The 13,204-nt window shown below is 63.3% G+C and carries 11 protein-coding genes; 2 read left to right on the top strand and 9 right to left on the bottom strand.

Annotated elements, in window-relative coordinates:
• Nucleotides 1-11: 11 nt before the first annotated feature.
• From hpaD to BANT918_RS05530, 4 genes are read right to left on the bottom strand one after another with little or no spacing between them, the layout of a single operon-like run.
• Nucleotides 12-1,124, bottom strand: coding sequence for a 3,4-dihydroxyphenylacetate 2,3-dioxygenase (gene hpaD, locus BANT918_RS05545; RefSeq protein ID WP_101619320.1), 1,113 nt, complete (start codon nucleotides 1,122-1,124; stop codon nucleotides 12-14).
• Nucleotides 1,125-1,135: 11 nt separating this feature from the next.
• Entirely contained in the window at nucleotides 1,136-2,641 is a 1,506-nt protein-coding gene (gene hpaE / locus BANT918_RS05540; RefSeq protein ID WP_101619319.1) for a 5-carboxymethyl-2-hydroxymuconate semialdehyde dehydrogenase, read from the bottom strand.
• Nucleotides 2,638-3,375 (bottom strand): GntR family transcriptional regulator, encoded by a 738-nt coding sequence (locus tag BANT918_RS05535; protein WP_101619318.1) that lies wholly within the window; start codon nucleotides 3,373-3,375, stop codon nucleotides 2,638-2,640. The genes hpaE and BANT918_RS05535 overlap by 4 nt, the downstream gene beginning before the upstream one ends.
• Complete coding sequence (locus tag BANT918_RS05530) at nucleotides 3,372-4,853, bottom strand: fumarylacetoacetate hydrolase family protein (RefSeq protein WP_101619317.1); 1,482 nt, start codon at nucleotides 4,851-4,853, stop codon at nucleotides 3,372-3,374. Before BANT918_RS05530 ends, BANT918_RS05535 begins: the two co-directional genes overlap by 4 nt.
• A 43-nt stretch (nucleotides 4,854-4,896) precedes the next feature.
• On the opposite strand from BANT918_RS05530, the gene BANT918_RS05525 reads away from it, so the two are divergent.
• On the top strand, nucleotides 4,897-5,154 hold the full coding sequence (locus BANT918_RS05525) for a hypothetical protein (protein WP_101619316.1): 258 nt from the start codon (nucleotides 4,897-4,899) through the stop codon (nucleotides 5,152-5,154).
• A 363-nt stretch (nucleotides 5,155-5,517) separates the two neighbouring features.
• A complete protein-coding gene (locus BANT918_RS05520) occupies nucleotides 5,518-7,491 on the top strand; it encodes an FAD-binding monooxygenase (protein WP_101619315.1) in 1,974 nt (657 codons plus the stop codon).
• Nucleotides 7,492-7,606: 115 nt separating this feature from the next.
• Here BANT918_RS05520 and BANT918_RS05515 read toward each other — a convergent pair whose 3' ends face one another.
• The 5 genes from BANT918_RS05515 to BANT918_RS05495 all read right to left on the bottom strand — a co-directional run bounded on the left by BANT918_RS05515 (nucleotide 7,607) and on the right by BANT918_RS05495 (nucleotide 13,129).
• The gene (locus BANT918_RS05515; protein ID WP_101619314.1) at nucleotides 7,607-8,707 is read right to left on the bottom strand and encodes a hypothetical protein; all 1,101 of its coding nucleotides are present in this window, start codon (nucleotides 8,705-8,707) and stop codon (nucleotides 7,607-7,609) included.
• Entirely contained in the window at nucleotides 8,704-9,075 is a 372-nt protein-coding gene (locus BANT918_RS17205; protein WP_145996943.1) for a hypothetical protein, read from the bottom strand. Before BANT918_RS17205 ends, BANT918_RS05515 begins: the two co-directional genes overlap by 4 nt.
• A 62-nt stretch (nucleotides 9,076-9,137) precedes the next feature.
• Nucleotides 9,138-10,787: an HNH endonuclease gene (locus BANT918_RS05505; protein WP_101619312.1), complete on the bottom strand. Its 1,650-nt coding sequence runs from the start codon at nucleotides 10,785-10,787 to the stop codon at nucleotides 9,138-9,140.
• A gap of 76 nt (nucleotides 10,788-10,863) precedes the next feature.
• Complete coding sequence (udk, locus tag BANT918_RS05500; protein WP_167389395.1) at nucleotides 10,864-11,475, bottom strand: uridine kinase; 612 nt, start codon at nucleotides 11,473-11,475, stop codon at nucleotides 10,864-10,866.
• A 79-nt stretch (nucleotides 11,476-11,554) separates the two neighbouring features.
• Nucleotides 11,555-13,129, bottom strand: a complete 1,575-nt coding sequence (locus tag BANT918_RS05495) for an FCD domain-containing protein (RefSeq protein WP_101619310.1) — start codon at nucleotides 13,127-13,129, stop codon at nucleotides 11,555-11,557.
• Nucleotides 13,130-13,204 lie beyond the last annotated feature (75 nt).

The raw sequence follows: 13,204 nt of genomic DNA, 5'->3' as shown, positions 1-13,204 counted from the left end.
TGCGCGTCTCCTCAGAGCTGGTGGCCCAGTTTGAACTCGTCTTCTCCCTCGCCAGCACCGGAGTGCTCGCCGACGGCGGCCGTCGCGTCCTCACGCCGAGTGTAGGAGAACCCGTCGGCGCCGATCGTCACGTCCATCTCGGAGTCGTCGGTGCGCTGAGTCAACGACACCGGATTGCCGTCGAGGTCGAGGACCGTGGAGGCGTCCGTGTACCAGGACGGCACGACCGGGTTGCCCCACCAGTCGCGGCGCTGATTGTCGTGGACGTCCCAGGTCACGCGCGGGTTGTCGGGGTCACCCGTGTAATAGTCCTGCGTGTAGATCTCGATGCGGTGGCCGTCGGGGTCGCGCAGATAGAGGTAGAAGGCATTCGAGACGCCGTGCCTGCCCGGTCCGCGTTCGATCGTGTCGGACAGGCGCAATGCCCCGAGCTTGTCGCAGATGGCGAGGATGTTGTGCTTTTCGTGCGTGGCGAAAGCAACGTGGTGCATGCGCGGGCCGTCGCCGCCGGTCATCGCCGTGTCATGCACGGTGGACTTCCGGCGCATCCACGAGGCGTAGACAGTGCCTTCGGAGTCCTGGATGTCCTCGGTGACCTTGAAGCCCAAGTTCTCCATGTAGTCCACGGCCTTCGGCACGTCCGGGGTGACCTGGTTGAAGTGGTCGAGACGCACAAGTGCCCCTGGGGAGTAGAGGTCGTAGCGCCAGGCCAGGCGCTCGACGTGCTCGACGTCGTAGAAGAACTCGTAAGGGAAGCCGAGCGGATCCTGCACGCGCACCGAGTCACCGATGCCGCGGACGAATCCGTCCTTCTTCCGCTCGACTCGGCAGCCGAGCTCACGAAAGTACGCTTCGGCGGCGTCGACCTCTTCGGGGCTGCGCACACGGTAGGAGAATGCGGCGACTGCGGCCACCGGTCCCTGTCGCAGCACAAGGTTGTGGTGGATGAATTCTTCCATTGACCGCAGGTAGACGGTGCTCTCGTCTTCCTCGGTGACCTGCAGGTCGAGGACGCCGACGTAGAAGTCGCGGGACTTCTTCAGATCGGTGACGACGATCTCCATATAGGCACAGCGGATGATATCCGGGGCCGGAACTGATGGGACAGGGATTGTCTGGGACATGTGTTTTCCTCTCACTGCTTCCCGAAGACTGGATTGTGGACCTCGCCGAGGTTGATGTGCACGGACTGCTGTTCCGTGTAGAAATCGATCGACCGGTATCCGCCCTCGTGTCCCAGGCCCGAGGCCTTGACTCCGCCGAAGGGGGTGCGCAGGTCGCGGACGTTGTTCGAGTTCAGCCACACCATTCCGGATTCGACGGCCTGCGAGAAGTTGTGTGCCCGCTTGAGGTCGGAGGTCCAGATGTAGGCGGCCAAACCGTACTTGGTGTTGTTGGCCAGCTGCAGCGCCTCCTCATCGGATTTGAAGGGAGTGATCGCGACGACGGGACCGAAGATCTCCTCCTGGAAGATCCGTGCGTCGGGGGTGACATCGGCGAAGACGGTCGGCTCGACGAAGTTGCCGGTCTCGAAGCCTTCGGGGCGGCCGCCGCCGGCGACGAGGCGAGCTTCCTGCTTGCCGATTTCGACGTAGGACATGACCTTCTCGTAGTGCTCGGGGTGGACCAGTGCTCCCACCTCGGTGCTGGGATCCGAAGGCAGGCCCACCTTCACGCGCTTGGCCTGAGCAGCGTAGCGCTGAACGAACTCGTCATAGACCGACTCTTCGACGAGGATGCGCGAACCGGCGGTGCAGCGTTCGCCGTTGAGGGAGAAGACGCCGAAGACAGTGGCATTGATCGCCGCGTCGAGGTCAGCATCGGCGAAGACGACGGCCGGTGACTTCCCGCCGAGTTCCATGGACAGGCCTTTGAGCCAGGGAGCGGCATTGGCGAAGATCGTCTGACCCGTGCTCGACTCACCGGTGAACGAGATGAGCGGGACATCGGGGTGCTTGACGAGGGAGTCTCCGGCAAAGCCCTCTTCGCCGAAGCCGTTGACCATGTTGAAGACGCCTGTGGGCAGTCCGGCCTCTTCGAAGATGCCTGGCCACAGCGATGCCGACAGCGGGGTGAATTCGGCAGGTTTGAGCACGACGGCGTTGCCGGTCGCGATTGCCGGAGCCAGCTTCCAGGACTCGAGCATGAAGGGCGTGTTCCACGGAGTGATGAGCCCGGCGACGCCGATCGGCTTGCGGTTGACGTAGTTGGCCTGACGGCCGGGAACCTTGAACGCGTCGTCGACCTGCGCGACGATGAGATCAGCGAAGAAGCGGAAGTTCTCCGCGGCCCGGTTGGCCTGTCCCTTCGCCTGGGTGATCGGCAGGCCGGAGTCGAAGGACTCCATCTCTGCCAGTTCCTGACTGCGGGTCTCGGCGATGTCGGCGATCTTGTTGAGCACGCGGGCACGCTCACGTGGGAGCATCGAGGGCCAAGGGCCTTCGTCGAAGGCCTGCTTCGCTGAGGCGACGGCGGCGTCGATGTCGGCCTTCTTGCCTGATGCAGCCTTGATGTAGGGCTCGTTGGTCACCGGATTGATGACGTCGAATTCCTCGCCGTCGATCGAATCGACGAATTCACCGTTGATGTAGTGACGGATCTTCTCCGGCAGGTTCGCTGGAGTTGCAGTGGACTTCGTCATGACTTGCCCTCTTCTCTGTCGATGATTCCTGTAGTTACACGGGTATCGGTGGTTTTGGCTTGGGCTTCCTGATAGCTGGCGAGGGTCGCCGAGCGGTGATTTCTCACGACTCGCTCAATCTCCTCCGCCGAGGCGCGGGCCCGGATGAGTGCAAGGATCCTGGCGTGCTCGTCGACTGACCCCTGCGCCCGCTCGGGCACGAAGGAGAAGGTGGAGTTGCGCAGGTGCGCCAGACGATCCCATTCGACGGCGACCAAGGAATGCAGTCGCTCGTTCGGGCAGCGTCGGAACAGCGTCGCGTGGAATTCGTGGTTGAGGCGGGTGAATTCGGTGGGATCGAAATTCGCGAGAAGGTCTCGCATGCGCTCATTGATCGCATCCGCCTCGGCGAGATCGTGCTCGCCCAGGAACTCGAGAGCCTGCGCGGTCGCGGCCCCCTCGAGGACCGCCACAGCCTCCATCGACTGCGCGTAGGAGCTCTGGTCGACCATGGCCACACGGGCCCCGACATTGCGTTCGAAGGTGACGAGCCCGTCGGCCTCGAGGCGGCGGATGGCTTCCCTGACCGGAACGACCGAGGTATCGAGTTCGAGAGCGATCTGAGCCAGCACCAGCTTGTGCCCGGGCTCAAAGGTCTGATCCGCGATGCATCTTCGGATCCAGCGGTAGGCCGTCTCCGCCTTGCTCAATGAGCTCGGCTGGGTATGCGCGTCGACGGTGTCAGCGGTTGTCATCGTGAGGCTTTCCAGGCGTCGAACTTGTCTTTCCATTCGCCCTTCGGGGGAAACAGAGACTCGATCGGGTTGCCGGCGGCGACCTGTTCGGCCACCCAGCCGTCCTCGATCTCCTTCGCCAGTGCCGCGTCGACGACCTCCTCGACGAGATCGCGTGGGATGACGATGACGCCGTCGTCGTCTCCGACGATCACGTCGCCGGGCAGCACGGTGGCGTTTCCGCAGGCCACGGCCACGTCAGATTCCCATGGCACGTGTTTGCGGCCAAGCACGGCAGGGTTCTTCGACGTCGAGAACACGGGTAGGATCCCGGCCACCTCAGCAGAGTCGCGGACTCCCCCGTCGGTGATGACGCCGGTCGCGCCCTGGGCTTTGGCCCGCAGCGCCAACACGTCGCCGAGGGTTCCCGAGCCGGACTCGCCGCGTGCTTCGATGACGACGACCTCACCGGACTGCAGGGAGTCGAAGGCCCGCTTCTGGGCGTTGTATCCGCCGCCGTGAGATTTGAACAGATCCTCGCGGTTGGGCACGAAGCGCAGCGTCTTCGCAGTGCCCACGATCTTCGTGCCGGGCACCAGAGCACAGACTCCTTCGATGACCACGTTGTTGAGTCCGCGTGCACGCAGCTGTGCGGAGAGACCAGCCGTCGGCGCCTCGGCGAGCTTGGCGCGCAGCTCCTGGCTCAGCGCATCGGTGAGAGTTTCCTCCGGTGCCAGACCAGCGGCTTCCCGTGATCCCCAGGCGTCGACTTGCAGTGCTTCGTCGACGGCGGGCATGCTGCCGAGGTTCGGGTCGAAGTCGCCAGGGCCCTCGACGACGTTCGTGACGAGGCGACCCGAGCTGAGTTCTGATCCGGTGCTCGCCGAGGTGGCCGTGACCTCGACCTCGACCGTATCCCCGGGTGCGACGACCGTCGACCCTGCGGGAGTGCCGGTGAGGATCACGTCACCGGGTTCCAGCGTCATGTGCTGGCTGAGATCGGCGACGATCTGGGTCAGGGGGAAGATCAGCTGCGCGGCGCTCGTGCCGTCGTCCTGCTTGACCTCGCCGTTGACCCAGGTGCGGATGCGCAGGGACTGCGGATCCGCCTCGGAGGCGGGAATGATGCTCGGACCCAATGGGGTGTAACCGTCACGGCTCTTCGAGCGCAGATTGGAACCTTTGTCGGCAGTCTTGATGTCGTAGAGACCGAAGTCGTTGGACGCGGTCACTCCCTCAACAAAGGTCCAGGCTTCTGCGGGGCTGACGGATCTGGCCGTTGTGCCGATGACGACGGCGATCTCACCTTCGAAGGCGAGCAGCGAGGTCCCCGCAGGACGCTCGATCGTGTCACCCGAAGCAGCCAGGGAACTTGTTGCCTTCAGGAAATAGGACGGCTGGGAGGGCCGTTTTCCGCGCTGGGCCGAGCGTGATTCGTACGCCACGTGGACGGCAACGATTTTGCCTGGTCTGACTGGGACACCAGCTGGAGTCGACATCGATCTCGCACCTCATTTCAATTGGCTTTCACCAAGATCGTATATGATGCCGTTCTGGAGGACAAGTGGCCTGCGTCACTTCAGCGAGGGTGGCGCCGGCGGCCGCGCTTCCGGGATGATCTTCGACGAACCCTTCTCCAGCCTGCTGATTTCGACGCTGTCGACCATACTCGTCTGGGCCACCGCCGGCATCAGCTTCCCGTTCCGCCCGCTGGGCACATTCCCGGCCGGACACTACGGAGACAGGTTGGGCCACCGTGTCCGTCGCCCACGTCATATCTACCGAGAGCCCTCGTACTGATAACGCCGATCGCGCCCAGTGTCGTCGGTCATCGGATTCAGCGGGGCGTCAATGAACCGCCCGCCTTCCACGAGACCGCGGCGCACAGGGAGCAGGCGACCACCCCTCGGACAGGCTGCCCAAGACCCGCGGACCCGACCGCCTCTGCGCCCACCTATCCCGCCATCATGACGGCGATCTCCCCGGTCGCCAGACCGGCACCGCAGGGCCGCTCGGGCACTCCGCTGGGCACCGGCCATGAGGAGTAGCAATCTGTGAGCCCGATCATAGGAATTCTTCAATGATGCCCTGGATACCACATGATCGTATATGAACTGCTAGCATTGGAAAGTCACGAAGACGTGTGATGAACCGGAGGTTGACATGCACTTTCACCAGCACGGCTATGTGTCCGCAGATCCGCGGATCGAAGCTGCAGCAGGTTATGGAATCGATCGCCCAGCCGACCTGCCCGATGAGGTTGATGTCCTCATCGTCGGCAGCGGACCGGCCGGCATGATCGCGGCGGCACAGCTCTCTCAGTACCCGGAGGTCAGTACCCGGATCATCGAGAAGCGCGACTCCCGCCTGGTCATCGGGCAGGCCGATGGCATTCAGGCACGCTCGGTCGAGACCTTCCAGGCGTTCGGGTTCGCCGAGGAGATCATGCGCGAGGGCTACCACATCACCGAGATGGCCTTCTGGAATCCGGACCCGGAGAATCCCGAGCACATCATCCGCACCGGACGGCCGAAGGACGATGAGACGGGAATCAGCGAATTCCCGCACCTCATCGTCAACCAGGCGCGAGTGCTCGACTACTTTGCGCAGTTCGCCAAGCAGTCTCCCGCCCGCATCTCTCCCGACTACGGCTTCGAATTCGTCGACCTCACGATTGATGGTGACGACGCTGGCGACTGCGCGGCAGTCGATTCCAGTCATCCGGTCACGGTCACCCTCCGGCGCACAGCCGGGGAGCGTGCAGGTGAAGTACACACCATCCGCGCCGGCTACGTCATCGGCTGCGACGGTGCCCGCTCCGGCGTCCGTAAATCCATCGGACGCACGATGACCGGCGACCAAGCCAACCATGCTTGGGGCGTGATGGACGTGCTCGCAAATTCGGACTTCCCGGACATCCGCACCAAGTGCGCAATCTCCTCGAAGCACGGCAACATCCTCCTCATCCCCCGCGAGGGCGGGCATCTGTTCCGCATGTACGTCGACCTGGGCGAAGTCTCCGACGACGATGCACGCAAGGTGCGGCAGACAAGCATCGACGAAATCATCGCCAACGCGAACGCCATCATCAGTCCCTACAGCCTCGATGTGAAAGAAGTCGCCTGGCACAGCGTCTACGAAGTCGGTCACCGCCTCACGGACGCCTTCGACGACACCGATGAGACTGCGGTCGGCTCACCGTGCCCGCGCGTGTTCATCACCGGCGATGCCTGCCACACTCACTCGGCGAAGGCCGGCCAGGGCATGAACGTGTCGATGCAGGACGGGTTCAACATCTCATGGAAGCTCGGTCAGGTGATCTCCGGACGGTCCTCACAAGAGCTGCTGCGAACCTATTCCGCAGAACGCCAGGTGACTGCGAAGAATCTCATCGACTTCGACAAGGAATGGTCGACCCTGATGGCGACCCCGCAGGAGGACCTGCCGGAAGAGACCTATCTGCAGGACTTCTACGTCAAGACTGCCGAGTTCCCCGCCGGGTTCATGACCGAGTACACGCAATCAATGATCACTGCGTCCCCCAAACACCAGGAACTGGCCAGCGGGTTCCCTGTCGGCAAGAGGTTCAAATCGGCTCAGGTGCAGCGCAGCTGTGACGCCAACTTCATCCACCTGGGCCATGAGGCCAGGGCTGACGGCCGCTGGCGTGTCTACGTCTTCGCGGATGCACCTGCTCCGATGCTCGGCGATGGTGCAGCCGGTACGGGCGGCTGGGCCGATGACGGCGCAGCAGGTTCGACGAAGTCCAAGGTCACGCAGTTGGCTGACTGGCTCGAATTCGACCCGGCTTCGCCTCTGGTCAGGTTCCGCCGTGAGGGCGCTGACCTCGATGCACTCATCGAACTCAGCGTCGTCTACCAACAGGACCATACCGAGTTCTCATTCCCCGATGTTCCAACGGCTTTCCGCCCGCATGTGGGCGAGTTCGACCTCGAATACGTGGAGAAGATCTTCGCGGCCATGCCTGAGGAGGACATCTACGATGAGCGCGGCATCAGTCGTGAGGGTGCTGTGGTCGTGGTTCGCCCCGATCAGTATGTCTCGGGCATCTTCCCTCTTGACGCTCACGATGAGATCGGCGAGTTCTTCGCAGGAGTGTTCGTTGCCGAACAGTGACGGCCGATGATGATTCCTGCTCCGTGATGAGCTGAGAAGAATCCTGGTCTGTGAGGCGAGTGCCCTCAGCCTGAAAAGTCATTCCGGGCTGAGGGCATTGCTGTGCGGGTTGGCGTCACCGCGTTTGGGGGAAATCGAATGAGCGGCCCTGCCTGTCACCGATGAAGCCGGCGATTCCGGCCGTTCCGGCGAGCACGAGGGCTCCGCTTCCCAGAACCCAATAGCTCACCCCCGCATCGGGGTAACCGATGAGCGTGGCTCCCCTGCGTTCCCCCGAGGAATCGGTGATCAGGAGTCGGGCTGTCGGCGGATCGATCATGCTCACTTCCAACATAATGAACAGAGCAAGGCCGATCACTATGACGATCATTGACCACCAGAGCGGTGGATCAACGAGCCACGCAATCGCTGCGCATAGGAGCACCGCCGCCCACGGAAGAATGACGTCGAGCCCGATGTCGCTGAATCTGAATGGCGGCCTGCCCAGGGAAGTCATGGTGACGCTGTGCTCCGCCGAGGCCCGGTTGGAGAAGATGGGCACCCAGATCATCACCACCCAGGCGCTTACGCTCACGAGAGGCAACAGCCGCGCGATGTGTTCGGCTGCCAAGCGGTGCCGACGAGCTCGGATCTGACCGTCGCGTCCTGGCTTGGTCGAGAACCATCGAGTGATTCGTGGGCCGTCGTTCTTCCCGGAGCGACGACGTTCTCCGATCAGGCCACAGATGCCAGCAGCAATCAGGGCGATCCCACCGACCGTCCAGAGCACGGCACCCGGTGCCGGAGACGCGACCTCCATGCCGCCGATCCACTGTCCGCCGCTGTCTTGACCGTCCCACATGATTGTCGGCGGATCGATGCTCTCGCTGGTCAGGAAGATCAGCACAACGACTCCGAGCCCGGAGGCGGACCACGACCAGAACTTCAGCCCGTTGCAGAGCCACACCGAGATCGCGCAAGCCAGCAGGCAGCTCCAGATGATGACGAACTCGAAGTCAGTCTCGATTGCCCTATCAGGAAGACGACCGAGCGACGTGACGACGATCCGCACGGAGTCGCCGAAGTGCAAGCTGTTGTTCGCGCTGTCGAGGACCGGCACCCAGATCATCACGACCCAAGCGGCCAACGCGAGCAGGGGAAGAGTTCGGGCAGTGCCCCGCAGTCTCTCGCCACCTCGCATCACGCCATCTCTCCCCACGCCGTTGCCCTTGGTCACAGCGCTGCTCCTCCCCATGCCTGCGCCCTGGGCTTGTGTCGCTGCCCGTTGATCCACCCACAGGTGCCGGCCGCGATGCGGGCCAAACTCCCGATGGCCCACAGCACGAAACCGAAGTCCGGGAGGCCGACCTCCATGCCACCTGTCGGCATTGCGTCGTCGGTCTGCCCATCCCACATCAGGAAGGGTGGATCGATGGCTGCGGATGACCACGTTTGCGAGTGCCCGAAAAGCCACGGCAGGAGTTGCGCGGTTCGCAGCGGTGCCCGTCCTTGTCGCGTCCTTTGTCGTGGCGGCGAATCCTCAGCGGTGGCATCTGCGTTGCCGCCGCTATCAGGCAAGTGAGCATCGTTCTCGTCGGCATTCATACTCAGAATCATGCAGTCTGACGTGGTGGCAGCAGTGTCGGATTTGTTGCAGTTTCACCACGTCATACCGCGTCGAGCAGCGCCTGTCGTAGGTATCTCTCCGCACAGCTGTCCCCTGGGCCACCGACACTGCGGGAGTCGCGGCGATAGTTGGGTCGAATCGTTCGCGGAATGGGAAGGGGGTCGACGACCTCGGCGATTTCGAACTCAGGAGGTTCATTCTGCCCAGACGTGGCTCGCTGGCTCTCCTCGTACTTCTTCGCTTCCGATTCGGTGATGGGACAGAACGGGATCTCCACTTCGCGGTATTCGGTGTCAGGCGGCGCCCCGGGCCGCTGCGGCTCCAGCAGTCCGGAGAGTTTGAGTCGCCAATCGTCATCGCGTGGCGAAGACTGTGAGATGCCAGTGCCTGCCGAGGCTGCTGTTGCGGGCGAGGCTCGTGGGTACTTCATCCGCCTGACGAAAGGAGCGGTCGGATCGTCGTATTCACGACCGCTGGGAGTGGTGACCTTCAGCCCCTCTGCCGTTGCTTCGTGCTTCCAACCAGGATGTTCCTTGGCATAATTGCATGCGGCGCACAGTCCCGAGCCGTTCTCCCACGAGGTTGCACCGCCGGAGGCATACTCATCGGCATGGTCGGCATGCCTGATGCGCGCGTCGCACCACGGCGTCCGGCACACATCGTCACGGTAGACGACCATTTGCCTCAGCAGACCTGTGAACGCCCGGCCGCGAGATTCCATCCCCACCAGCTGACCGTCGGTGGCGCGGGTGAACATGCGTCGGATGAAGACCTCGGCCTCGTTGGCGGCGATGAAGTTGCGGGCCGTTCGAGCCGGGAGAGGGCCGAAACCCGGCAGCCAGGCGGGGACCATTCCATCGGAGAGCAGTGTTTCCGCTTCCACGACAAGGTGCACTTCGGTGGGAACGGCTGCCGCACTCGACTGTCCCGTCATCCGTTCAACGAAGGTGTCGGCCATCAGCTGATTGTTTCTGCGCCCTTCGGCGCCTCCAGCGGCGGATACCGATTCGGCCGCACCTTTCAGCCCCTCATAGACGGCAACGGCCTGCTGGATGGGAAGGATAGCGGACACTCTCCCCATTCCGTCATCGAGCGCGGTCATGGTCACCCGCCGATTCGCCGCTGCCCTCGTCGCCCGCTCTGCCGCCGCCTCGGCGTTCATCTCCTCTGCCAAGGCACGCGCTTCCGTGCGCAGGCTCCGCAGCCCGGCCGGCCCCATGCTCATCTTCATCCGGGTATCGACCTTGCGTCGGTCTGCGCTGGGCAGCGTCGCGGTTTCGTCGGCCATCACACGGGCCTTGTCCTCGGAAATCTCCCCCGAGGCAAGAGCCTTGAAGGTGTTCGGCATCTCGTGGACGATTGCGCGCGAAGTGGAAAGAAACTTTCGGCCGGAACCCGGCGAGACCTTCTTCGCCAGGGCGATTTCCTCAGCAGATCGGATTCCACATTCACGCGCGGGAACTTGGTTGAGCGCATCCCGACGTCTGCGCAGGGCCTCGAACGCCACAGCCTCGGCGGACTGCGCGGACACGACGGTCGCCTTCAGCCCTTCGAACGCGGCGATCCGCGCCAGTGTCTCGGCTTCGGTCGCAGCGGGCTCCTCGCCACGCAGCAGGGAGGCGAAGCGGTCGATCTCGGCAATGAGATCAAGGTCGCCCGACGGTGCCTCCGGAACGGTCTCCGTGTCCATGCAAACACACTACAAGTCACCCCTGACACGAGATCTCCCGAACCCTGTCGAACACACGACAACATCGGATGCAGCTCTAGCCGACGTCCCTCTGGATCCGGTTGAGGACCATGTCCATGGCCACGATATTATGCCCGCCATCAGGGATGATGATGTCGGCATTGCGCTTCGAGGGCTCCACATACAGCTCATGCATCGGCTTCACGGTTCCCAGATACTGGTCCTCGACCGACTGCAGGGTCCGGCCTCGTTCGACGACGTCGCGTTTGATCCGCCGCAGCAGGCGAACATCGGCGTCCGTGTCGACGAAGAGTTTGATGTCGAGCAGCTCGCAGATCCGCGGTTCGGCGAAGATGAGAATCCCCTCGACGATGATCACCGGCGATGGTTCGACGAGCGTCGTGCGATCGCTGCGATTGTGGATCGAGAAGTCATAGACCGGGCTGTCGACCGAGTGTGAGGACCGCAGTGCGCTCAGGTGTTCGACGAAGAGGTCGTTGTCGAAGGCGTCGAGGTCGTCGTAGTTGACCTGCTCGCGTTCTTCGTAGGTCAGTTTGTCTCGTCGCTTGTAGTAGTTGTCGTGAAACAGAACGGATGGCGGGCCCACACATTTGTCCAGCAGCGCCTGGGTCAGGGTCGTCTTTCCGCTGCCGGTGCCGCCGGCCACGCCTACAATCAAGGTCTCCACGGTTCAACTATCCCTTTCGGCTCGGACTATCCCCAAATTTATACCAGTCACCCTCGCCGAGGTTGCCCGGCGGGACCGTTTATCCCCGACGTGTGAGCTGTGCCCAGAGGTCTTGGTCGAACCGACGCCGAGCGAAGAGTCCGGCCATATGCCTGACCGCGTTGTCGACCTTGCCTCGCCAGGCGTCCACCGCGGTCTCCGCGTCCCCGAGAGACAGTGCCCTGAAGATGGCACGGTCATCGATGAGGATGCGATCGCTGGCCGGTGAGTAGTCGAGCTGCAGGACCGAGATGAACAGGCGCAGGCGCAGGGTCAGGGCTTCGAAGGCTCGGGCGCTCTGCCGCAGGCCAGAGGCCCGGGCCAGTTCCTGCTGGAAGTGGAGATCAGCGTCCTCGACGTCGATGCCGCTCTTCGTCGCCGCCGATGCCTCCACCTGCCGCAGGGCCAGCTGCACAGGCACGAAGTAGCGCTTCGGCCGCAGCGCCAGAGACCGCAGGAGAACCTCTCCCACCGCCATGCGTCCGGCATAGAGGTCGAGAACGTCGAGGGTGGTGATCAACGGAATCCTCGAACCACCACGTGAGCCGTCGAGCAGCTTGTCATCGACCATGCGCCGCAGTGCGGCATCCACCGAGGAGCGGGGCACCTCCATCCGTCGTGACAGGAGGCGCGGATTGATCCTGTCTCCGGGCTGATAGCCCGAATCGATGATCTCCTCGCGCAGGGCGATCGCGAGGTGTTCGGTGATGGAACGAGTCTCCTTCGGCAGCCACGAAGAGATCTCCATTGAGTCAGAAGAAATGGAACTTCTCCTCGCGTCGGTGTGGCTCGACTGCCGCCACATGACTCCTTCGAAGCCGTGGCGCACGCGGGCGGCGAGAATGTCGAGCAGAGACCCGGGAACATCGCGGCAGGCTGCGAGGCCAGATTTCGCGTCGTCGAGGAACTCTGCGAACTCGCGGTGGACCGCGATCTCGGCAGCCCCAACCAGATCACCCCCGCCCGAGGCGCTCGTCTCCCCGAAGGGATCGAAGACGATGAAGCGTTCGCGCTGCCCACCAGCCCGAAGCAGATCGAGCGTCGCCGAAGCATCGGTCTGGCGATGCTCACTGTCGAAGCGCTGCGGCCAGTGCTGGACTCCTGCCGAACGCAGAGCGGCCACGATCCCGGCGATGCGGCGCTGAACCCGTCGCGCCGAGACTGGGCTCGCACCTCCGCCTCCGCCGGTGCCCCCATCTTCAGCCTCATCACTGCCGCGCTCACCAGCAACGCGAATGCCGATGACGACCAGCGGGAAGCCACCCGCAACAACGGTGATCTCGTCACTGCCGAGCAGCTGGTCCGATGGCACCGTCATCCCCCTCATCGCCCGGGACACGATGCTCTGACTCAGCCCTGTCGCATCGGCCAGAGCCCGGGTCGAATAGTCCTTCCCCGAGATTCTCGCCCCGGCGGTGCTCACCAGAGCTTCGACGACCTGGTCGGCCGTGCTCTGGATCTGCGGGCGTCCGCTGCGCGGGCGGTCGTCGAGGTCGGATCGCCCCATCCACCGACGCAGGCTCGACGGTGAGATGTTCAGTTCAGCAGCCACCTCGGCGATGGAGGACGAGTCCGTCCTGGCAACAGCGGCGCGACGCATCTCTGAGGAGTACATGATGCGATTCTATTACTTCTGACTCAACTATGTCTGCGATTGGTCACGAGCTCTTCACCCCGGATTTTCTCCGGC

The organism is Brevibacterium antiquum CNRZ 918, from assembly GCF_900169145.1.
Classification (GTDB): domain Bacteria; phylum Actinomycetota; class Actinomycetes; order Actinomycetales; family Brevibacteriaceae; genus Brevibacterium; species Brevibacterium koreense.
Note: the sequence above shows the minus strand (reverse complement) of the source record. Positions and strands in the feature narration are given on the sequence as shown.